This is a genomic window from Micromonospora solifontis (assembly GCF_003725545.1).
Classification (GTDB): domain Bacteria; phylum Actinomycetota; class Actinomycetes; order Mycobacteriales; family Micromonosporaceae; genus Micromonospora; species Micromonospora solifontis.
This window is the reverse complement of record NZ_RJLN01000087.1, coordinates 1-20,069: the sequence shown is the minus strand read 5'-3', so window position 1 is coordinate 20,069 and position 20,069 is coordinate 1. Positions and strand designations below refer to the sequence as shown.

General features: G+C 70.0%; 23 protein-coding genes. 6 read left to right on the top strand and 17 right to left on the bottom strand.

The features are described 5' to 3' along the window. Positions 1 to 49 precede the first annotated feature (49 nt). Both EFE23_RS23070 and EFE23_RS28055 read right to left on the bottom strand, forming a co-directional pair. Positions 50 to 1,462: an FAD-dependent oxidoreductase gene (locus EFE23_RS23070; RefSeq protein ID WP_123243019.1), complete on the bottom strand. Its 1,413-nt coding sequence runs from the start codon at positions 1,460 to 1,462 to the stop codon at positions 50 to 52. 75 nt (positions 1,463 to 1,537) lie between these two features. Then, positions 1,538 to 1,732 carry a hypothetical protein gene (locus tag EFE23_RS28055; protein WP_148058509.1) on the bottom strand — a complete coding sequence of 65 codons (195 nt, stop codon included), beginning with the start codon at positions 1,730 to 1,732 and terminating at the stop codon, positions 1,538 to 1,540. Between the two features lie 97 nt (positions 1,733 to 1,829). Here EFE23_RS28055 and EFE23_RS23065 point away from each other — a divergent pair, with 97 nt between their 5' ends. Next, entirely contained in the window at positions 1,830 to 2,207 is a 378-nt protein-coding gene (locus EFE23_RS23065) for an ArsR/SmtB family transcription factor (protein WP_123243018.1), read from the top strand. Positions 2,208 to 2,563: 356 nt separating this feature from the next. On the opposite strand, the gene EFE23_RS28610 is transcribed toward EFE23_RS23065, so the two are convergent. Further along, the gene (locus tag EFE23_RS28610; protein WP_199737186.1) at positions 2,564 to 2,932 is read right to left on the bottom strand and encodes an NAD(P)/FAD-dependent oxidoreductase; all 369 of its coding nucleotides are present in this window, start codon (positions 2,930 to 2,932) and stop codon (positions 2,564 to 2,566) included. 127 nt (positions 2,933 to 3,059) lie between these two features. On the opposite strand from EFE23_RS28610, the gene EFE23_RS28605 reads away from it, so the two are divergent. From EFE23_RS28605 to EFE23_RS23045, 3 genes are all read left to right on the top strand, one after another. Further along, positions 3,060 to 3,221 carry a hypothetical protein gene (locus EFE23_RS28605; RefSeq protein ID WP_199737185.1) on the top strand — a complete coding sequence of 54 codons (162 nt, stop codon included), beginning with the start codon at positions 3,060 to 3,062 and terminating at the stop codon, positions 3,219 to 3,221. Between the two features lie 382 nt (positions 3,222 to 3,603). After that, positions 3,604 to 4,257: an arsenate reductase ArsC gene (locus EFE23_RS29110; RefSeq protein ID WP_233601112.1), complete on the top strand. Its 654-nt coding sequence runs from the start codon at positions 3,604 to 3,606 to the stop codon at positions 4,255 to 4,257. 320 nt (positions 4,258 to 4,577) lie between these two features. Next, complete coding sequence (locus EFE23_RS23045) at positions 4,578 to 4,979, top strand: ArsR/SmtB family transcription factor (RefSeq protein WP_373684036.1); 402 nt, start codon at positions 4,578 to 4,580, stop codon at positions 4,977 to 4,979. 383 nt (positions 4,980 to 5,362) lie between these two features. Here the strand turns inward: EFE23_RS23045 and EFE23_RS23040 are convergent, their stop codons facing one another. From EFE23_RS23040 to EFE23_RS22995, 10 genes are all read right to left on the bottom strand, one after another. Continuing rightward, positions 5,363 to 5,752 (bottom strand): winged helix-turn-helix domain-containing protein, encoded by a 390-nt coding sequence (locus tag EFE23_RS23040; RefSeq protein WP_123243017.1) that lies wholly within the window; start codon positions 5,750 to 5,752, stop codon positions 5,363 to 5,365. Further along, entirely contained in the window at positions 5,749 to 6,639 is an 891-nt protein-coding gene (gene pstB / locus EFE23_RS23035) for a phosphate ABC transporter ATP-binding protein PstB (protein WP_439650875.1), read from the bottom strand. Before pstB ends, EFE23_RS23040 begins: the two co-directional genes overlap by 4 nt. Then, complete coding sequence (gene pstA, locus EFE23_RS23030) at positions 6,636 to 7,532, bottom strand: phosphate ABC transporter permease PstA (RefSeq protein ID WP_123243016.1); 897 nt, start codon at positions 7,530 to 7,532, stop codon at positions 6,636 to 6,638. Before pstA ends, pstB begins: the two co-directional genes overlap by 4 nt. After that, positions 7,532 to 8,533: a phosphate ABC transporter permease subunit PstC gene (gene pstC, locus EFE23_RS23025; protein ID WP_123243015.1), complete on the bottom strand. Its 1,002-nt coding sequence runs from the start codon at positions 8,531 to 8,533 to the stop codon at positions 7,532 to 7,534. The genes pstA and pstC overlap by 1 nt, the downstream gene beginning before the upstream one ends. A 63-nt stretch (positions 8,534 to 8,596) precedes the next feature. Next, positions 8,597 to 9,691: a phosphate ABC transporter substrate-binding protein PstS gene (pstS, locus tag EFE23_RS23020; protein WP_199737184.1), complete on the bottom strand. Its 1,095-nt coding sequence runs from the start codon at positions 9,689 to 9,691 to the stop codon at positions 8,597 to 8,599. Positions 9,692 to 10,324: 633 nt separating this feature from the next. After that, positions 10,325 to 11,245 (bottom strand): NAD(P)/FAD-dependent oxidoreductase, encoded by a 921-nt coding sequence (locus tag EFE23_RS23015; RefSeq protein ID WP_199737183.1) that lies wholly within the window; start codon positions 11,243 to 11,245, stop codon positions 10,325 to 10,327. Positions 11,246 to 11,518: 273 nt separating this feature from the next. Then, entirely contained in the window at positions 11,519 to 11,935 is a 417-nt protein-coding gene (locus EFE23_RS23010) for an arsenate reductase ArsC (RefSeq protein ID WP_123243013.1), read from the bottom strand. Between the two features lie 19 nt (positions 11,936 to 11,954). After that, entirely contained in the window at positions 11,955 to 12,095 is a 141-nt protein-coding gene (locus tag EFE23_RS23005; protein WP_199737182.1) for a hypothetical protein, read from the bottom strand. 59 nt (positions 12,096 to 12,154) lie between these two features. After that, positions 12,155 to 13,252, bottom strand: a complete 1,098-nt coding sequence (gene arsB, locus EFE23_RS23000; protein WP_123243011.1) for an ACR3 family arsenite efflux transporter — start codon at positions 13,250 to 13,252, stop codon at positions 12,155 to 12,157. Next, on the bottom strand, positions 13,249 to 13,533 hold the full coding sequence (locus EFE23_RS22995) for an ArsR/SmtB family transcription factor (protein WP_123243010.1): 285 nt from the start codon (positions 13,531 to 13,533) through the stop codon (positions 13,249 to 13,251). Before EFE23_RS22995 ends, arsB begins: the two co-directional genes overlap by 4 nt. 203 nt (positions 13,534 to 13,736) lie before the next feature. Between EFE23_RS22995 and EFE23_RS22990 the strand changes: the two genes are divergently transcribed. Together EFE23_RS22990 and nhaA are read left to right on the top strand one after the other, a co-directional pair. Continuing rightward, the gene (locus EFE23_RS22990) at positions 13,737 to 14,420 is read left to right on the top strand and encodes an arsenate reductase/protein-tyrosine-phosphatase family protein (RefSeq protein WP_123243009.1); all 684 of its coding nucleotides are present in this window, start codon (positions 13,737 to 13,739) and stop codon (positions 14,418 to 14,420) included. A gap of 918 nt (positions 14,421 to 15,338) precedes the next feature. After that, positions 15,339 to 16,688 (top strand): Na+/H+ antiporter NhaA, encoded by a 1,350-nt coding sequence (nhaA, locus tag EFE23_RS22985; RefSeq protein WP_123243008.1) that lies wholly within the window; start codon positions 15,339 to 15,341, stop codon positions 16,686 to 16,688. Positions 16,689 to 16,761: 73 nt separating this feature from the next. On the opposite strand, the gene EFE23_RS22980 is transcribed toward nhaA, so the two are convergent. Genes EFE23_RS22980 through EFE23_RS22965 form a run of 4 tightly spaced genes read right to left on the bottom strand, consistent with a single transcriptional unit; the run spans position 16,762 to position 19,714 of the window. Further along, entirely contained in the window at positions 16,762 to 17,859 is a 1,098-nt protein-coding gene (locus tag EFE23_RS22980) for an ATP-binding cassette domain-containing protein (protein WP_123243007.1), read from the bottom strand. Beyond that, positions 17,844 to 18,518, bottom strand: a complete 675-nt coding sequence (gene modB / locus EFE23_RS22975) for a molybdate ABC transporter permease subunit (RefSeq protein WP_123243006.1) — start codon at positions 18,516 to 18,518, stop codon at positions 17,844 to 17,846. Before modB ends, EFE23_RS22980 begins: the two co-directional genes overlap by 16 nt. Before the next feature lie 3 nt (positions 18,519 to 18,521). Next, complete coding sequence (modA, locus tag EFE23_RS22970) at positions 18,522 to 19,322, bottom strand: molybdate ABC transporter substrate-binding protein (protein WP_123243005.1); 801 nt, start codon at positions 19,320 to 19,322, stop codon at positions 18,522 to 18,524. Continuing rightward, entirely contained in the window at positions 19,319 to 19,714 is a 396-nt protein-coding gene (locus tag EFE23_RS22965) for a TOBE domain-containing protein (RefSeq protein WP_123243004.1), read from the bottom strand. Before EFE23_RS22965 ends, modA begins: the two co-directional genes overlap by 4 nt. Between the last annotated feature and the right edge of the window lie 355 nt (positions 19,715 to 20,069).

Below are 20,069 nucleotides of genomic sequence, written 5' to 3'. Positions count from 1 at the left end.
CATGGTGCCCGCCGACGGTCGGCGGGCACCATCGTGGGGTTGCTGGTCATCAGCTGCCGCAGCAGCCGCCGGTCTGACCGGGTGCGGCGTCGAGGGTGATGAGGTTCAGCGGTGCGGACAGCAGGCCGCCGGAGATGCCGGTGGCCAGGCCCTTCCCCGGCGCCTGGGCTGCAGGGGTGGGGCTGCAGCAGCTGTCGCTGCCGGTGGACTCGGCGGGGTTGCTGTTGCACACCCCGGTCTCGGGCAGGTCGAGCTGAACGTCACGGGCTGCCTGCCAGTCGCCGGCGAGGGCGGCGACGACGGAACGGACCTGCTCGTAGCCGGTGGCCATGAGGAACGTCGGTGCCCTGCCGTAGGACTTCATGCCGACGGCGTAGTAGCCAGCCTCCGGGTGGGCGAGCTCGTCGACGCCGTGCGGGGGGACGGTGCCGCAGGAGTGCTCGTTCGGGTCGATCAGTGGAGCGAGAGCGCGGGTGGCGCCCATCACCGGGTCCAGGTCCAGCCGCAGTTCGGCGGCGATCGAGTGGTCCGGGCGGAAGCCGGTCGCCGCGACGATCCGGTCCACCACGACCTGCTCGTCGGTGCCGTCGGCGTGCCGCACCACCACCGTGACGCGCCCCTTGTTCGGGGTGAGGGCGTGGACGGAGAAGCCGGTGAGCAACCGGATGCGGCCGGCATCCACGTGCTCACGAAGCCGCGAGCCGAGCGCCCCGCGGGCGGGCAGGGCGTCGGCGTCCCCGCCACCGTAGGTGCGCGCCGGGCTGGCCGAGCGAATCGCCCAAGTCACCTCGGTACCAGACTCGGAGGCGGCCAGCTCCGCGAGGGAGAGCAGCGTGTTGGCGGCGGAGTGGCCGGCGCCGGCGACGAGGGTGTGCCGGCCGGCGAAGCGGGCCCGGTCCGCGCCCAGCACGTCCGGCAGCGCGTGCTCCAGGAAGGCGGCCGCCTGCTCCTCGCCCCGGGCGGGCAGGCCCGATGCACCGAGGACGTTCGGGGTGCCCCAGGTGCCGGAGGCGTCGATCACCGCGCGGGCAAGGATCTCCTCCCCGTCGGTGAGACGGACCAGGAACGGCGTGGACTCGCGTCCCGCGGTGCGCAGCCGGTCCAGTCCCAGGCGGCTGACCGCCTCCACGCGGGCGCCGTAACGCAGGTGCGGCTTGAGTCGCGGCAGTTCGGCGAAGGGCTGCAGGTAGTCGGCCACGAGCTCCGCGCCGGTCGGCAGGGCCTCCAGGTCGGGGGCAACCCAGCCGGCCTCGTCGAGCAGTCGCCGGGCGGCCGGGTCGATGTTGTACCGCCACGGAGAGAACACCCGCACGTGCCCCCACTGCTTCACGGCCGCTCCGGCGGTGTCGCCGGCCTCCAGAACGGTGAATGACAGGCCCCGCTCGTGCAGGTGCGCGGCGGCGGCCAGACCGACCGGACCAGCACCGATCACCACGACGGGGAGGTTGTTCAGGGCACTCATCAGGGAACTCCTCGTGTTGAAAACAATCAGATCAAGTCGGCGGACGGTGGCCTGGGCAGCGGGTCACCGGGCCGGTCAGGTGGGATTGCGGCGTTCGAGCAGGGTCGCGTCCAGCAGTTCGGCGCGCCGCTTAAACCGTCCGTAGGTCGCATACCTGGCATTGCGGGCGGCGTCGTAGATGCGATGAACCCGCTGCTCGGTAGTGATGACCTCGGCGCGAGAGTCGCAGAACCGGACACCAGCAACGGGCGACGACTTCGACCGACGCACGAACCGAAACGTGACATTCCCTTCCTCTGAACGAGTGTCTTGACGTCCGTCGAATCAGAGAGTTGCACACTGATTAGATAGATGTCAACCTAGAGGCATGTCGAAGCAAATGCATTCCCTCGCCCTCATCGATCTGACGGCCGACACGCCCTGCTGCCCACCCTTGGCCGAGCGACGCGTGCCGGCCGATACCGCGGCGGTGCTCGCGCTGGCGTTCAAGGCCCTCGGCGACCCGGTGCGGCTGCAGTTGCTGTCGATGATCGCCTCGGCCGAAGGCGGAGAGGCCTGCGTCTGCGACCTGACCCCAGCGTTCGACCTGACCGGGCCGACGATCTCGCACCACCTGAAGGCGCTGCGCGAGGCCGGACTGGTTGACGCGGAACGGCGCGGCACGTGGGTGTACTACCGGGCCCGGCTGGCCATCCTGCGTCAGCTCGCCGCGCTGCTCACCGTGGAGCCGACGCACGCCGGGTGAGCCGGACCGTGACCGGGTGCCCTCGAACACACTCGCGGCCAGAGCGGTGACGACGTGGGCGGCGTCGCGGCCGACGCCGCGCAGGGTGTTCGACGAGAAAAGGCCAGCCCAGGGTGGGTGGTCGAGATCCCGCCCGCCTGCCGGGGCATCCCGCGTCCAGGGCCCCGGGTGGGGCAATGTACGCCAGGTGCGGGCGGTAGCCGGTGGCGAAGAAGACCGCATCGACCGGCTCGCGGCTGCCGTCGGCCCAGACGACGCCGTCGGGGTGAACGCGGTGAACATCTCCCGGCGGTCGAGGAGCCCGGTGGCGATGGCGTCGCGGTAGACGCCGATGTCGAGCACGGCGGCGTGGCGGATCAGACGGGTGAGCACTGACCGCGGCAAGAGGTCCGCCCCGGTGACGCGAAGCCAGTGATGCCGACCCTCTTGCTGGCGTACGGTTCAGGCCGCCGGTAGTGCGCCACGTGCCGCAACTCGCCGCCGTAGTCGTCCTGACCGGGTAGCACCGGCAGGTGCAGGCTTCCGAAGGAGCCGCTGGCGGCAACGACGCCCACGCCCGCGAACTCCTCACCGCTGCTCGCGCGGACGAGGTAAGCGCCATCCGGGCGCCGGTTCGCCCCGGTGACACGGACGCCGGCGCGGGTGTCCGCGTCGATGTTGGAGGCATACCGGCGCAGATAAGCGACGACCTCGTCGCGGGCCGGGTAACGGGTCGGGATCCGCACCGCCGAACGGGATGCCGGGCAGTGCGCGGTATCGGGCCGGGAAGAACAGGCTGAGGCTGTCGTAGTAGTACGGCCAGGAGCCGATCGGCTCGGCACCCGCCTCGAGGACGATGGGGCGCAGGCCCGCGTGGAGGGCGGCGCGGGCGGCGGCGAGACCGGATTGACCGCCGCCGACGATGATCACAAGCTCTGGAGGAAAGGTCACCACGGCGAGGTCGCCGAGCGGACGGGGATCAGCCAGGCGACGGCGTCGCAGCAGTTGACCCTGCTGCGACGGGGCAGGGTGTGACGTCGCGGCGCGACGGGAAGACGGTGTACTACCGGGCTGACCGCGACGGGGCACTCGCGGCCCTGACCGAGTTGCAGTCGTATTTGATGACGTGCTGCTGACGGATTCCTCTTCTCTGAGCGGTCCGGCATAGCCCTCACTGCCGAAGGTCAGTCCGATCAGAGGTGACACGTGATCCGGACGGCTGCGACGAGGCACTGCGGGCAGGCGCCCGCCACTCACGATCCACACCCGCGGCAGTCGCGACATAGTGCCGGGTTGACGAACCTGCATGTATCAGCAACCATTGAGTCAATGGAAGCTGAGTTTTGTTGCAGTGTGCGGGGTGGGGCATTCAGCCATCCGCACTTGTGGTCGGCTGCGGTCGCTAAGGGCGTGGGTCGTGCTTGGGCCTGAGTTCGACGACATGGCGGTGCGGGATCTGGACCACGTCCTCGGGCAGATCGCGTCGCGGCTGGCGAGCCGGTTCGTCGGAACCTTCAGCCCGCAGACCGTGGAGCGCTACGTGTTCGAGTCGTACGTGCAACTGCGCCGCGGCGCACGCATCAGCGCGCACCTGCCGTCGTTGACCGAGAATTTCGCCACCGAGCGGCTGACGGCGTTGGCGAAGGTGGAGGGCGGCATCGCCGGGCCGGTGCCGGAGGTGCTGTTCCTGTGTGCCTACAATGCCGGCCGGTCGCAGATGGCGGCGGCCTTGGCCGACCAATATGCCCAGGGCCGCGTGCAGGTGCACTGCGCCGGCTCCCATCCGGCGGACTGGCTGGACGAGAGCGTGTTGGAGGCACTAGGCGAGTGGGGCATCGAGGTGCCGCACGCCTACCCCAAGCCGCTGACCGACGACGTTCTTCTCGCCAGCGATGTCATCGTGACGATGGGATGCGGCGACGCTTGCCCCGTCCTGACCGGTAAGCGGTATCTCGACTGGGCGATTCCTGATCCCGCCGGCCGGGACATGCCGGCGGTACGGGCGATCCGCGACGACATCGATGCCCGCGTCCGGGCCCTGATCAACGACCTGACCCTGACCTCGACCTGACCAGGCTCCGAGCGGCCGCCTCCCCCGAGGCACACGGTAGGTGGAGGGGACGACGACATTCTTATCATCGACGGCAGCGGCGCCGGGATCGATGCGGGCCTGCGGGCGATCGAGCGCGGCGCCCACGTGACGCTGCTGGTAGCCCATCGCCACCGTTGGGCAGGCCGTTCGCGCCGGCAGCGTGACGCCGTGGCTCAGAGCCAGGGGCAGGTCCTCGGCCGGACGACCGGCCGGTGGCCTTCCCCCCTGAGCCAAGATCGATTCAACTGGCGTTCACCCACCCTTTATCTCGCCGGTAAATGCGCCCGTAGGCTGGACAGATGATGTCTGCCGCCACCGAAGGCGATCGCACCGCCGCCGGCGGCGCCGACCCGACCGAGACCACCAGCGCCATGGGAGCGGATAGGCCGCAGGGCGACAGGGTGCCGGTGCTGACCGCGGCGGCCCTGCAACGGGCGGAGGCGGAGGTGCTGGCGGCACGGCTGCGGGTGGTCGCCGAGCCGACCCGGTTGATGCTGCTGAGCATGATCCACGCTGCGCCGGGCGGGGAGGCCAGTGTCGGTGACCTGGCCGCGCCGATCGGGCTGACGCAGCCCACGGTCAGCTACCACCTGCGGGCACTGACCGAGGCGGGCCTGGTCGCCAGGGACCGCCGCGGCACCTGGGTGTTTTACTCCCTGGTACCCGGTGCCCTGCAGCAGGTCCGCGACCTCCTCGGCTAACACCGGGACACGGACTGCTCCGGTCGCTGACGACACCGCTACCCGGCCGGTGGCGACGGCTTCCCGACGGCCGTGCTCACGGCGGTGCCCCCGGGCCAGCCAGCGCAAGGATGGCCTCCACAAGGCATGTGACGACGGCGTGCGGTGCCGCGAGCGACGGCTGCCGATCTTGTCGCAATGACCATCGCCACCACGGCGGCGGTGACAGCGTTCTCATCGCCGTGGCATCCGGCGTGAGGACGACAACTCCGCACCGAGGAACCTGCGTGACGCGGGCGGGTCGATGGTGCGACTTCCATCATCGCGGCCGCGGCCGCGCCTCAGGTCCGATGCGCCTGCTTCAGCCACTGCCCCCCACGGCGCAATGCGGGCACCTGCAGGGATCAGTCGGTGAGGTCGAAGATGTATCCGATTCCGCGGACCGTCCGGATGCGCTGAGGACTGCGGGGTGTGGGCTCGATCTTGGCGCGCAGCCGGCGGACGTGCACCTCAAGGGTCTTGTTGGTGTCCGGGTGCCCCGGCGCCCACAGGGTGTCGAGCAGTTCCCGACGGGTGATGACCTTTCCGGCGTTCTCCATGAGCATGCGCAGCAGTTCGAACTCGCGCATCGGCATGCGGACCGCGTGGCCATCGACGAAGACCTGCACACCGTCGAGGTCGAGTTGTACTCCGGAGGCGGCGAGGATCCGCAGCCTGCCGACGGTGTCGGGGTGCAGGGTCTCGTAGGCGCGGCGGGCCGGACGGCCGGTCGGGGTCGCGGTCACGGTGTTCACCCGACCTTCCCGGTGATGTAGTCCTCGGTCGCCTTCTGCGTCGGGCTGCTGAACAGCCGGCTGGTCGGGCCGACCTCCACGAGCCGGCCGGGCTCGCCGACTGCGGGAACGGTCAGGAAGGCGGTGACGTCGGAGACGCGGGCGGCCTGCTGCATGTTGTGGGTGACGATCACGATGGTGTACTGCTCGCGCAGCGTGAAGATGAGGTCCTCGATGGCCAGGGTGGAGATCGGGTCGAGGGCGGAGCAGGGCTCGTCCATGAGCAGCACCTCGGGCTGCACGGCCAGGGCGCGGGCGATGCACAGGCGTTGCTGCTGCCCGCCGGACAGTCCGGCGCCGGGGGCCTTGAGTCGGTCGCGTACCTCGTGCCACAGGTTGGCCTGCCGCAGTGCGCGTTCCACGATCGCGTCCAGGTCGGGGGTGCGCCGGCCCCGGTGGCCAAGGCGCAGCCCTGCGGCGACGTTGTCGTAGATCGACATGGTGGGGAATGGGTTGGGTCGCTGGAAGACCATGCCGATCCGGCGGCGCAACCGGACCGGGTCGACCTGGTCGGACAGGACGTTGACGCCGTCGAGATCGATGGCGCCCTCGGCGCGGGCGCCCGGAATGGTCTGGTGCATGCCGTTGACGCAGCGCAGCACGGTGGACTTCCCGCAGCCGGACGGGCCGATCATGGCGGTGACCTGTTTCGGCTCGACCACGAGGTTGACGTCCTGCACGGCCTTGCGGGCGCCGTAGTAGGCGCTCAGGTTTGCGATATCCAATCGCGCGCCTCCCGCGTTGACGGTGGCGGCGGGGGCAGGCCGGTGTGCGGGTTGGCGCATCGCCGGCAGAGAGGCCATGGCGCGCGGGCGGCTGGTGCCCGGTTCGGTGGGGGTGGGCATCAGCGGCCTCCAACACGGCTGGTACGCCCGATCAGGCGGGCGGCGATGGTGAACAGCAGGACGATGGCGATCAGGGTGAGCGCGCCGGCCCAGGCGCGGGCCTGCGCGGCCTTGAAGCCGGTGATCGCATTGCCGAAGATCTGCAGCGACAGGGTCGACATGCGGTGGGTGGGGTCGGCTTCGATGAACAGGTCGTTGCCCAGCGCGGTCAGCAGCAGTGGGGCGGTTTCGCCCATCGCTCGGGCCACGGCGAGCATGACGCCGGTGATGATGCCCGAACGGGCCGTGGGCAGCACAACCGAGACGATGGTGCGGGCGCGGGTGACGCCGAGGGCGAGGCTGGCCTCCCGCAGCTCGTGGGGCACGAGGCGCAGCATCTCCGCGGCGGCGCGGATGACCAGAGGCAGCATCACCAGCGCCAGGGCGATCGCGCCGGCGATACCCGAGAAGCCGAAGCGGATGACCCACACGGCGTAGACGAACGCCCCGGTGACGATCGTGGGCAGCCCGACCAGGACATCGGTGAGGAAGCTGACGGTGCTGGCGATCCTGCCGCCGTACTCGACGATGAACACCGCTGCGGCGATGCCCGGGGGTACGGACAATGCGGTAGCGATGCCGACCACTTCCAGGCTGCCGATGATGCCGTTGAGGAAGCCTCCGCCCAGGTCGGCCGGGTTGCCGGGTGGGGTGTTGGTCAGGAACTCCGGACCGAGGTACTTAAGGCCTTCGGCGGCGACGTAGCCGAGCACCCACAGCAGTACGCCGACGGTGAGCGCGGCGGCGAGGCTGAGAACGATGGTCATCGCCAGGTTTGTGCCCTTGCGCCGCTGCAGGTGCCGCACCGGTGCGGAGACCTCGGGGGCGGGCGCGGGGGTGAGGGTGTCGGTGGTCATCAGGCGATGTCCTTTCCGACCCGGCGCACCACGACTTTGCCGACTGTGTTGACGATCAACGCCAGGATCAGCAGCCACAGCGCCACGACGAACAGCGACTGCAGGTGGAAGGGCTGGTTGGCCTCGGTGAACTCGTTGGCGATGACTGACGGCATCGTGGCGCCCTGACCGAGGATGCTCTTGGATATGGCGAGGACGTTGTTGCCGATCACCATCGTCACGGCGATGGTTTCCCCGATCGCGCGTCCGAGGCCGAGGAGCGACGCGCCGATGATGCCGGCGCGGGAGCGGGGCAGCACCGCCATCCGTAGCATCTCCCAGCGGGTGGCGCCGAGAGCGAACGCGGCTTCCTTCTCCTGAATCGGTGCCACGGCGAACACCTCACGGCAGATGGCCGTGATGATGGGCAGCACCATGATCGCCAGGATGACACCAGCGGTGAAATAGGAGACGCCGAAGAACGGGCCGGCGAACAGCGGGCCGATGACGGGGGCGGTCCCGAGGGTGTCGGCGAGGAACTGCCCGACCGGGCGGATCGCAGGGATCAGCGCGAAGATACCCCAAAAGCCGTATACGACGCTGGGTATCGCGGCCAGCAGGTCGACCAGATACGACAAAGGCCGGCGCAGCCACATCGGTGCCATGTCGGTGATGTACAGCGCCACCATCACCGACACCGGCACGGCGATCAGCATGGCGATCATTGACGTGAGCAAACTGCCGTACACAAACTGCGCGATGCCGTACGGGTTGGGGTCGGTCTGCGTGCTGGTGGCCTCCGACGGCGCCCAACGGGTCGAGGTCAGGAAGCTCAATGGTCCGAAATGCCGCAACGACGACCACGACTCACCAATCAGGAACACCGCCGTCCCGACCAGGATGGCGATGATCAACCAGCCGACCGCGCTCACCCCCACCTGGAACGCGGCGTCGCCGCTGCGCCACCGGGACCGTCGCAGCAGCGACGACTCCCCACGGGAGGCGGATCTGTGCTCAGTCATCCACTTGCTCCACACTCTGGCAGGGCCGCCGGCCGGCCGGGCCGGCCGGCGGTTCCGCGACACTCAGGAGACCGCAGCCCCGTTGACGGTGATCTTCTTAAGCTGCCCGAACGCCAGCTGCTGCAGGTCCTTGCCCAGCGGGGCGTAGTCGACCTGCGACGCCGCGTCCTGGCCGGTGGTCAGTGCCCACGCCAGAAAGTTCACCAGCGCCGCACCCTTGGCCGCGTCGGCCTGCTTGGCGTAGACCAGCGCGTAGGTGGTTCCCGTGATCGGGTACGCGTCGGCGTCCGGGCCGTCGGTCAGGCTCGTGCGCAGGTCCGCCGGGTACTGCACGCCGTCGGTGCCCTTGGAGATGGTTGCCACGCAGGGCTGGACGAACTTGCCGGCCTTGTTCTTGACCTGGCCGTACTTCATGTTCTGGGCCAGCGCGTAGGCCAACTCGACGTAGCCGATGGACCCCTCGGTCTGGTTGACCACGCCGGAGACACCCTCGTTGCCCTTGCCGCCGATGCCCACCGGCCATGCGACCTCCTTGCCGGCGCTCTTGCCCTCGCCCAGAGTGGACTTCCAGGTCGGCGACTCCTTGGTCAGGTAGTCCGTCCACACGGCCGTGGTGCCCGAGCCGTCGGAGCGGTGGGCGACCGCGATCGGTTCGTCGGGCAGGTCAACGCCGGAGTTCAGCTCCTTGATCGCCGGGTCGTTCCACTTGGTGATCTTCCCGGCGAAGATCTTGCCCAGGGTCTCCCCGTCGAACTTCAGCCCTGACGACAGACCCTTGACGTTGTAGGCCGGCACGACCGCGCCGAGGGTCAGCGGGATGTGCAGAATCTCCCCGCCCTTGGCCTTCGCCAGTTCCTCGTCCTTCATCGGGGTGTCCGAGGCGCCGAAGTCGACCGTGCCCTCGGAGATCTGCTTGACCCCACCGCCCGAACCGATGGACTGGTAGGCGACCTCGACCTTGCCCGTGCTCGCGTAGTCCTTGGTCCACACAGACATGATCGGCGCCACGAACGTCGACCCGGCTCCGGACAGCTTGTCCGCCGCCCCGGGCAGCGCCTTGATGGTGTTCTGGTAGCCCGGCTTGTCCGAGCCACCCTTGCCGCAGATCTGGTCACCGAACGCGACCTGCGCCGAGGCGCCGGAACCGCTATCGCTCACATCGCTCGTACTGCCACACCCGGTCACGGCGAGCGTCAACGCCACTCCCGCGCCCATGAGGGCCAGCGCCTTGCGAGACATCCAAGTCCTCCACATTTGGGCACCACCTCTCGTGTGCCTTCGCGACGAAGCTAGGAACCGCGAGTAGAGGGCCACAGGCCAGAAGATGAACGGCCGATGAATGTAGACCGTACTCTACTTAGAGTCGTCTCTATAAGGTGCGTAACGCCCAACTACGGCCGCCAGTGTCAGCTCGCCTCGATAGGGATGCATCGCCTCGCCGGGCCCAATACCCGAGCCCAGGGCATTTGACCCGTCACCAAGTCGCTCAGTCACCATTGAGTCAATGAGCGTTGATGATGGCTTGCCGGCGAAGGCGCGCTCCAGACGGCGGGACCTCGACGGCTACGCCGGCATGGCGATACTGTCGCGGCCAGAAGCCTGTGCGACGCGGACAGCGCCGTCGCGGTGCGGCCCGGCGCGCATCAGGAGTGGCAGACGCCGCACCGGTCACCACACCGGAGCCTGATCTGCCAGTACGTCGACTTGAAGGTGGATCTCTGGCGCTCACACCCCAACACACAGAACGCAAACCGTGGGGCGGCCCTATGCTCGCCGACTCATCGATGTGGGTTACCGCAGGCCGTCGGGGCCGTACCGCAACGCCCACTGGTGGGAGGCGGCCTGGACGGCGTCGTACGGGCTGCCCAGCGGCGGGGTGTAGGACAAGTCGAGGTCGCTGATCTGGTCGACGGTCATCCTGTGGTGCAGGGCGGTGGCGCAGACATCGACGCGTTTGGCTACGGCGGTGTCCCGGTGCCCGATCAGTTGCGCGCCGAGCAGTCGACCCCCTGTCGTCGCGTCGTCGGTGACGGTAACGGTGACCGTGACCGTGACCGTGACGGGGCGGGCGCCGGGATAGTTGGCTTGTAGTCGTCGGCGACGACACGGTGGCTCACCGGTGTGAAGCCGGCCTGTGTCGCCTCCGCGTCGCGTAGACCGGTGCGGGCGGCGACGAGGTCGAAGACCTTGACGACCTGGGTGCCGACGGATCTGGCGAAGCGGCGTTGGCCCGCCGAGGGTGTTCTCCCCCGCCACGGCACCCGGCCTGTGTGCGGTCGAGCCGAGCGGGAGGTACGCGCCGGTGTCCAGGACCCGGTGGTAGGTGTGGACGCAGTCACTGGCGGCCCAGATCCCCTCGACGGAGGTGCGCATCTGCTGGTCCACGGCGATCACGCCTCGTACGCTGACGTCGACGCGGGCGGCCTGGGTGAGGCTGGTGTCCGGGCGGACGCCGCCGTCGAGCACCAGGTCGACCGTGGTGGTCAAGCGAGGGCCGTCCGGGTCGGCGGTTGGTCGGCCGGTGACGAGGGGTTGACGCTCGACGGTGCGGTCGATGGTGGTGACGGTGACGCCGGTTTGGACCTCGACGTTGTGGCGATCCAGCTCGTCGGCGACCAAGCGGGCCAGATCCTCGTCAACCGTCGCCAGAATCTGCTGCTGTTGCTCGACGACGGCGACCCGCAGACCGCAGGCCTGGAATGCTTCGGCCATCGCAGGCCGACGTAACCGACTCCGACGATCAGTGCGCTGCGTGGTGCTCGGTTCAGGGCGGTGATCAGGGCGCGGGTGTCGCCGATGGCGTGCATAACGTGGACCCCGTCGGCGGGGCGGAGCCGGTCGAGGCCGGCGGTGGGTGGGCGGATCGGCTCGGCGCCGGTACCGATGATCAGACTGTCAGCAGCGGGGTGACTCCGGGATCCAGCTCGCGGGCCCGTAGGCCCGCGGAGATCCCGGCGTCACTGCCGCCGATGATCAGCAGTCGGGTCACACTCCGTCCGCGCCAGGAGCGAGGTCGTGGACCAGCTGCTGCACCCGGTCGCGGATGTCGTCGCGGATCGGGCGGACCGCCTCGACGCCCTTGCCTGCCGGGTCTTCGAGCTTCCAGTCCTCGTAGCGCTTACCCGGGAACACGGGGCAAGCGTCACCGCAGCCCATGGTGATGATGACGTCGGAGGACTCGGCGGTCGCGTACTCCAGGAGTTTCGGGGTCTGATCGGTGATGTCGATGCCCACCTCCCGCATCGCCTCGACGGCGGCGGGATTGATCTGATCGGCGGGCTCGCTGCCGGCAGAGCGAACCTCGACGGCGTCGCCGGCGAAGTGGCGCAGCCAGCCGGCGGCCATCTGGGAGCGGCCCGCGTTGTGCACGCAGACGAACAGGACGCTGGGCTTGTAGCTCATTCGAGGACTCCTTCTCAGGTCAGCGGGTGGTGGCCAGGTGGGCGGCGTTGCAGACGGTGCACCGCAGCCTGCGGGCTGCCGGCTGCACCGGCACCTGCCGGTTGATGGGCATGGTGCGGGTGAGGTGCACCTCGGCGACGACGACGTGGTCTCGGCACACCGCCGCACCGCAGTCGACGCAGACTCCTACGACGGCGGGAGCGCCGCAGTCCAGGCAGTTCATCGCACGGCCGACGGCGCAGTCACGGCGGAAAACAGCCGACGCCGCAGGCCGAGGCTGACGTAGACCAGCGCGACCAGCACCGGCACCTCGATGAGCGGGCCGACCACACCGGCGAGGGCCTGCCCGCTGGTTACCCCGAACGTGCCGATGGCCACGGCGATGGCGAGCTCGAAGTTGTTACCGGCGGCGGTGAACGCGAGGGTGGTGGTGCGCTCGTAGTTCAGTCCGATGACTCGACCCAGGGCGTACGAACCAGCCCACATGATGGCGAAGTAGGCCAGCAGCGGCACCGCGATCAGCGCCACGTCCCAGGGCCGGGAGGTGATGGCGTCACCCTGCAGCGCGAACAGGATGACGATGGTGAACAGCAGCCCGTACAGCGCGATTGGGCCGATCTTCGGCAGGAATCTCGCCTCGTACCACTGGCGGCCCTTCGACCGCTCGCCGAGCCGGCGGGTCAGGTAGCCGGCGAACAACGGGATGCCGAGGAAGATCAGGACGTTGACGGCGATGTCCCAGCCGGAGACGGTCAGCTCGGCCCCGGGCAGGTCGAGCCACTGCGGCAGCAGGGTCAGGTAGAACCAGCCGAGCAGACCGAACGCCAGGACCTGGAAGACCGAGTTGAGGGCGACCAGCACGGCGGCGGCCTCCCGGTCACCGCAGGCCAGGTCGTTCCAGATGATGACCATGGCGATGCAGCGGGCCAGGCCGACGATGATCAGGCCGGTGCGATACTCCGGCTGGTCGGCCAGGAAGGTCCACGCCAGGGCGAACATCAGCGCCGGGCCGACGATCCAGTTGAGCATCAGCGAGGAGAACAGCAGCCGGCGGTCACCGGTGACGGTGTCGAGGCGGTCGTAGCGCACCTTGGCCAGCACCGGGTACATCATGATCAGCAGGCCGAGTGCGATGGGCAGGGAGATCCCCCCGATCTTGACCGCCTCCAGGGCGCTGTTGAGGCCGGGGATGAGGCGGCCGAAGAGCAGGCCGGCCACCATTGCCAGGCCGATCCAGATCGGGAGGAACTGGTCGAGGCGGGACAGCCGGGCCACCACGGCGGATGTCTCGGCCCCGCGCTGGTCGGTGTTGGTCATGGGCACTCCCTGCGAGCCTCGGATCGGGCGCGAGCCTGGCTCGCCATGTCGGTCAGGTGCCGGGCGGCAGCTTCGAGCGCCTCGGGCACCAAGCGGTAGTAGGTGAATCGGCCGTGCGGTTCGGCGACCACCAGGCCGGCCTCGCGCAGCATCCGAAGATGGTTGGAGATGTTCGGCTGCTTCGCCCCGGTGTCCTCCACAAGGTGGCAGGTGCAGGCGGGACCCGTGGCGAGCAGCGCGACGATCTGCGCCCGCAACGGGTCCGCCAGCAACCTGATCACATCAGGCGATGGTGATATCAGCACAGCATGATGCAACCACAGCGACGTGGGCGCCGTCCAACCAACCGGCCCGTGTCACAATCCGCGATCCTCCCGGCTCGCACATCACGAGACCGGACATCTCGCCACGTCGCGTTGGTTCCCTGCGCTCGCATCCGAGAGCGTACTTGACAGCAGACGTTGAGTCGAAGGAGATTGAGTCAATGGGAAGCGAGCGAGACCGGTTGGATGTGCGGGCTCGGATGCACGCCGCCATGGGCGATCCGGCGCGGCTGGCCATCGTCGACACGCTGCTCGTCGGTGATGCCTCGCCCGGGGAACTGGCACGGTCGCTGGACATGCCGACCAACCTGACCGCCCACCACCTCAAGGTGCTGCAGGACAGCGGCCTGGTTGTTCGCAGCCGGTCCCAGGGCGACCGGCGACGCACCTACGTACGGCTGGTGCCGGAGATGCTCGATGAACTGCTCCCCGCGCCGACCCGGACCGCACCGCGTGTGGTGTTCGTCTGCACCCACAACTCCGCCCGCTCACAGCTCGCCGCCGCGCTGTGGGCCCGCCGCAGCAGCATCCCGGCCGCGTCGGCCGGCACCGACCCTGCCCCCCGGGTGCACCCGCGGGCGCTGCGCACGGCGGACCGGCACGGCCTGGTCATCGCCCACCCCCGCCCGGTGCACCTCACCGACGTGGTCCGATCCGACGACCTCGTCGTGGCGGTGTGCGACAACGCCCACGAAGACCTCGCCGACCGCGCCGACCACCTGCACTGGTCGGTGGCCGACCCCACCCCCGTTGACACCGATGAGGCGTTCGAGGCGGCCTACCGCGAGCTTGCCGACCGCATCGACCGGCTCGCCCCGGCCGTCAAGGCCAGCACCGACGCCTGACCCGTTGACACGCGCGACCGAAGAAGGCCGCGATAGTTCCGCATTGCTCGTCGTCCAGTGCTGGCCACTGGTCCAAGGTCCACCTCGGCGGTTACCGCGACCTGAGACGCTGGTCGCGCAGAGCCGCTGCCTACGGGTCGTCGGAGTCTCGTGGCTCGCCTAGGACGGCGAGAGGGGCGCGCAGGAGAGCGCACACCTGCGGCCGCGCCTTCCGGCGGCGCGGAAACGTATCCACTACGCCCGACAACCCCTGTCAAGTCGACCCAAACCTAGGATCGGCAACTGAGTCCTACCGCGAGTCCGGCGAGGTGTACTCGGCTGCGGCCGGGGATCACACCTCGATGGTGGCGACGACGTCGCCCGCTGCCGAAGAGCATGACGCCTGGTAATGATCAGCAGACAACGGAATTCCGCCACGTTGCCGTCGTTGCTGATCCCCTGCCCCTTCTGGGCCGTCTGGGCGGCCGGTCGAAGCCTCGTCACTCTGTTGGATAAGGTCTACCGCACCGGTGATCCCTTTCACGGGGAGTGACGTCGGGGTCGTGCTGGGCACTGGCGCGTACGCGCGGGAAGCGCCGTTTCTCACCTCTTCATGATCGCTGCCGTTGCTCACGGGCCGATTAAACTTGGTGTGGTGAGCAGCTACCCAGGTCGCGTCGTTTCCGTGGGGGACGGGCTGAGGGCTGCGCAGGTTTGGGAGCCGACCGAGCCGGCGGGTGTATTGCGGCATCCCGGTACGAACGGCTGGCTGTCGTCGTGGGGTACCAACGCTCATGGAGAGATCGCCGGCTGTCCACCCGGCGCCGGGTCGCGTGCGTAAGCGCGCTTGACCGTCGTGCCCCCGCGTCAAGGCGGGGCCTCCTCTTCACCGGCGTTGCCGTACACCGTCGCCCATATTCCTCCGGGCCGCGGACACGGATGCCGATCCCCTCCTGCCGGAAGGTTTCCGATGACGTATCGCCTGGCACCGCTTGCCGCGCGGCTGTTTCCCGTCACGCCGCTGGTGATCCCGTGAGCGTCGACAGCCCAGCGGTGGGCGCGCATCACCCGGACAAGAGCCCGCTGGGGCGCGCGGTGCGGGAGCTGCGCCGGGACGCGGTGGGCGGCGGGCTGCTGGTGGTCTTCGCGGTGATCGCGCTGGTGTGCGCAAACTCGCCCTGGGCCGACGCCTACGAGTCACTGCGTTCGGCGACGTTCGGTCCGGCCAGCCTGCATCTGGACCTGCCGGTGCACGCGTGGGCGGCCGACGGGCTGTTGGCGGTCTTCTTCTTCGTGGTGGGTAACGAACTCAAGCAGGAGTTCGTCAACGGCGAGTTGCGTAATCCGCGCCGTGCGGTGCTGCCGATCGTGGCCGCGGTGGGCGGGGTGGTCGTGCCTGCCCTGATATTCGCCGCGATCACCGCTGGTCGGGGTGACGCGTCGGCTGGCTGGGGTATTCCGATGGCCACCGACATCGCGTTCGCGGTCGCCGTGCTCGCCGTGGTCGGGCGTGGTCTGCCGCCGGCGCTGCGCACGTTCCTGCTGACCCTGGCGATCGTCGACGACCTCGTGGCGATCATCGTGATCGCCGTGTTCTATTCCGCCGGCCTGGCCTGGGTGCCGCTGCTGGGTGCCGTGGGCCTGCTCGCGGTGTTCGGGTGGTTGCAGTCCGGGCATGGACCGGCGCGCCCGCTGTGGGGCGGCCGGGTTCCGGCGTGGGTGTTCCTCGTGCCGCTGGCCGTGGTGATCTGGGCTGTCCTGCACGCCAGCGGTGTGCATGCCACGATCGCCGGCGCCGCGATGGGCCTGATGATGCGCACCCGGGCGTTGCCCGGGGAAGCGGTCGACCCGAGTCACCGCGCCGAGTACGTGCTGCGGCCGTGGACGGCGGGGCTGGTCCTGCCGGTGTTCGCGTTCTTCGCCGCCGGTGTCGCCTTCACCGGCGCCGCGAGTATGGCCACCGAACCGGTCGCGGTCGCGGTGTTCGCCGGCCTGGTCCTCGGCAAGGCCGTCGGCATCACTGGTGGCGCCTGGCTGGCCACCAGGGTCAGCCGGGCCGAGCTGAACCCGCAGCTGGGCTGGCTCGACATCGTCGGCATGGCCATGCTCGCCGGGATCGGTTTCACTGTCTCCCTGCTGATCGCCGAGCTGTCCTACTCCGGCGACGAGCGGATGCTTGATCACGCGAAGGGCGCGATCCTGATCGCCTCGGTCACCGCGGCGTTCCTCGCTTCGGTCGTGCTGCTGCTGCGGGGGAGGCATCACCGCCGCCGGCCAGCCGTCGACTGATCAGCGGTGGCGATGACGGGTTCCCCCCCGAGGCCGGCGGTGTGACGGTCGCGGGACACGGGCTGGCGGGTGGTTAGTGTGGCCGTTCGACCGCCGGGTGGGCGATGAGGTGCACGGCGGTGGCCTTGATGGCGGCGGTGACCTGGCGTCCGGTTTGCAGGTCGAGGTGTTCGCCGGTGGGACGGGTGACGTAGGCGGTCAGCGTGATGCCGGCGTCGAGGCTGACGCGTAGGACGGGGCCGTCGGGGTGTACGGCGGTGACGACGGCGGGCAGCTGGTTGCGGGGGCTGGCGGGGCGAGGTGGGCCGGGTAGTTCGAGGGCGATGTCGTCGGCGCGGATGCAGACCAGGGTGCGGTCGCCGGGGTTCAGGTCTCGGTGGGGAGTGGCGTGCAGGACATGGCCGGCGACGTCGATGTGGGTGAGGTCGTCGTGGTGGCCGGTGACGTGGCCGGTGAGGATGGTGTCGACGCCGACGACGGCGGCGACGGCGGCGGTGGCGGGCCGGTTGAAGACGGTGTCGACGGGTCCGTGTTGGTGGAGGCGTCCGTCGATGACGACGGCGATGTGGTCGCCGAGGGTGAGGGCTTCGGTGCGGTCGTGGGTGACCACGATGGTGGGTACGCCGGTGGCGAGCAGGAGCCGGCGCAGGTCGCCGCGCAGCCGGGTGCGGGTGGGGGTGTCCAGGGCGGACAGCGGTTCGTCGAGCAGCAGCAGTTGTGGTCGGGGGGCCAGGGCGCGGGCCAGGGCGACCCGTTGGGCTTCACCGCCGGACAGGCCGCGGGTGGGCCTGTCGTGCAGGTGCGCGGCGTCGGCGGCGGCGAGGGCCTGGCGGATGCGTTCGGGGCGTTGCCGGCGGGGCATCCGGTGCAGGCCGTAGCCGACGTTGCCGGCGACGGGCAGGTGCGGGAACAGGGCGTGGTCCTGGAACAGGTAGCCGACGCGTCGGCGGCGGGTGGGCACGTGGACGCGGGGGGCGTCCCAGAGGTGGTCGCCGAACTGGATGTGGCTGCCGGGCTCGGGGCGGTCGAGGCCGGCCAGGCAGCGCAGCAGGGTGGTCTTGCCGGCGCCGGACGGGCCGAACAGCACGGTGACCGGGGCCCGGGCGGTGTCGATGCTCAGGTGCAGGTCGCACACGTGCCGGCGGACGCGGGCGGTCAGGGTCGCGGCCATCGGGTCCGCCGTCCGCGGCGCAGGCTGTAGAGGGTGGTCAGGACGAGCAGGGAGAAGACCAGCATCGCCGCGCTCGTGCGTGCCGCGGTGGCGTAGTCGAACGCCTGGACGCTGTCGTAGATGGCGATGGATACGGTGCGGGTGGCGCCGGGGATGTTCCCACCGACCATGAGCACGACGCCGAACTCGCCGACGGTGTGGGCGAAGGTGAGCACGGCGGCGGTGGCCAGCCCGGCCTTGGACAGCGGCAGCGCGACGCGCAGCAGGGTGCCGGCGCGGGTGCGGCCGAGCACGGCGGAGGCTTCCAGCAGCCGCCGGTCCAGCCCGGCGAACGCGGCGACCAGGGGTTGCACGGCGAACGGCAGGCTGGACAGCACGGAGGCGACGAGCAGGCCGCTGAACGTGAACGCCAACGTCGCGCCGGTGGTCTGCTGCCACCACCGGCCCAACGGCGACGCCGTACCGAGGGCGGTGAGCACGTAGAAGCCGAGCACGGTCGGGGGCAGCACCAGCGGCAGCGCGACCACTGCCTCCAGCAGGACCGCGATCCGGCGGCGGGACAGCGCCAGCCACGCCGCGACTGGCACCGCCAGCGGCAGCAGGATCAGCGTGGTCAACCCGGCCAGCCGTACGCTGACCCCGATCGCCTGCCAGTCCACGGATCAGGCCCCGGGCAGGTAGAAGCCGTAGCGCTTCAGGATCGCGGTGCCCTGCTCGCCGGTGAGGAACTCGCGTAGCCGTACCGCCGCGGCCCGGTCGGCCGTCCCCGCTAGGACCACCCCGCCCTGGTCGAGGCGCGGAAACGACGGCAGTGGCACCTCCTCGTGCCGACCGCGGTCGGCCAGTTGCGGCGCCAGCGCCAGCGACAGCGCGATCACCGAGGCACCGGCGTTGCCGGAGGCGGCGAACTCGGCGGCCTGCGCCACGTTCTCCCCCAGCACCAGCCGTGACTCGACCCGGTCGTAGACGCCGGCGCTGCGCATCGCGGCGACGGCCGCCCTGCCGTACGGGGCGTGCTCGGGGTTGGCGATCGCGACCTTGCCCACCGCCGGGTCGGCCAGTGCCGTCAGCCCCTTCGACACGTCGACCGGGGAGCCGTTGGGCACCCACACCACCAGTCGGCCCACCGCGTAGGCGAACACGTCGTCGGGCGCGGCCCGGCCCGCCTCGGCCAGCCGGGTCGGGTAGGACAGGTCCGCCGACAGGAAAACGTCGAACGGGGCGCCGTTGCTGATCTGCTGGAAGAACGTGCCCGACGACCCGTAGGTGGTCTGCAACCGCACCGGCGGGTCGGCCTTGGCCAGCACCGCCGCGACCTCCTCCAACGCGAACTTCAGATCGGCCGCGGCCGCCACCCGCACCACCTGCGCCCCAGCCGGGGCCGCCGGCGCCCCACCGCCGCAGCCCGCCAGCACCGCCACCGTCGCGATCAGGACGGCGGTGGCCGCCCGCAGCCGGCTCATCCGTGCTCCTGTCCCGTGGTGATGACCACCGTGGTGGCCTTGACGACCGCGGTGGCCAGCACCCCGGGTCGCAGGCCCAGCTCCTCGGCGGCCTCGCGAGTCATCAGCGACACCAGCCGGAACCGGCCCGCTGCCACGTCCACCCGCGCCATCAACCCGTCCACCGCCACGTCCGTGACGATCCCGGCGAGCCGGTTGCGGGCCGACACCCCGCCGGTGGCCTCCGCGGCGGTCTGGTCCCGGGCGAACTCGGCGAGGGCTTCGCCGTCGACGACCTGCCGGCCGGCGCTGTCGCGGGTGGCGGGCAGCCGATCGGAGGTCACCCAGCGGCGCACCGTGTCATCGCTGACCCCCAGCAGCTCCGCCACCTCACTGATCCGATACTGCGGCACGAAGAAGATCTTACTGCCGCACCTGCGGGCTGCAACAACCTCGTTGGCCGCAAATCGCCCGGCAGCTCGCGTTGGGCAGCGAGTCCTGTGACACGAGGCGGGCGCCGGTATGCTGCCGGCCGTGCCAAGGCCCTGCCGTACGCGGTGGTGTTGTCGACGGTTCTGGTTGCGGCGGGAATGCCCGGCATCATCCCGAGCGACCAGTCAGCGCCTGCGGAATGGCCGCCTGGTGCCGCCGGGCCGGTCACGCCGTTACCGCACGGGTCCACGGGATCTTCCGGCAGGACCGTCGGTGTCGGTGGCACACGTACCTGACGTCTCAGAAGCCGAGGAGGAACAGGACGCCGGCGGCGAC

Coding starts and splice junctions, on each gene's coding strand:
- EFE23_RS23015 (WP_199737183.1), bottom strand. CDS start 11,245: ATGGCCGAAGCATTCCAGGCCTGCGGTCTGCGGGTCGCCGTCGTCGAG.
- EFE23_RS22990 (WP_123243009.1), top strand. CDS start 13,737: ATGGGAAGCGAGCGAGACCGGTTGGATGTGCGGGCTCGGATGCACGCC.
- EFE23_RS22980 (WP_123243007.1), bottom strand. CDS start 17,859: ATGGCCGCGACCCTGACCGCCCGCGTCCGCCGGCACGTGTGCGACCTG.
- pstA (WP_123243016.1), bottom strand. CDS start 7,532: ATGACCACCGACACCCTCACCCCCGCGCCCGCCCCCGAGGTCTCCGCA.
- EFE23_RS23065 (WP_123243018.1), top strand. CDS start 1,830: ATGTCGAAGCAAATGCATTCCCTCGCCCTCATCGATCTGACGGCCGAC.
- EFE23_RS23045 (WP_373684036.1), top strand. CDS start 4,578: ATGATGTCTGCCGCCACCGAAGGCGATCGCACCGCCGCCGGCGGCGCC.
- EFE23_RS23070 (WP_123243019.1), bottom strand. CDS start 1,462: ATGAGTGCCCTGAACAACCTCCCCGTCGTGGTGATCGGTGCTGGTCCG.
- modA (WP_123243005.1), bottom strand. CDS start 19,322: ATGAGCCGGCTGCGGGCGGCCACCGCCGTCCTGATCGCGACGGTGGCG.
- pstC (WP_123243015.1), bottom strand. CDS start 8,533: ATGACTGAGCACAGATCCGCCTCCCGTGGGGAGTCGTCGCTGCTGCGA.
- nhaA (WP_123243008.1), top strand. CDS start 15,339: ATGCCGATCCCCTCCTGCCGGAAGGTTTCCGATGACGTATCGCCTGGC.
- arsB (WP_123243011.1), bottom strand. CDS start 13,252: ATGACCAACACCGACCAGCGCGGGGCCGAGACATCCGCCGTGGTGGCC.
- EFE23_RS23010 (WP_123243013.1), bottom strand. CDS start 11,935: ATGAGCTACAAGCCCAGCGTCCTGTTCGTCTGCGTGCACAACGCGGGC.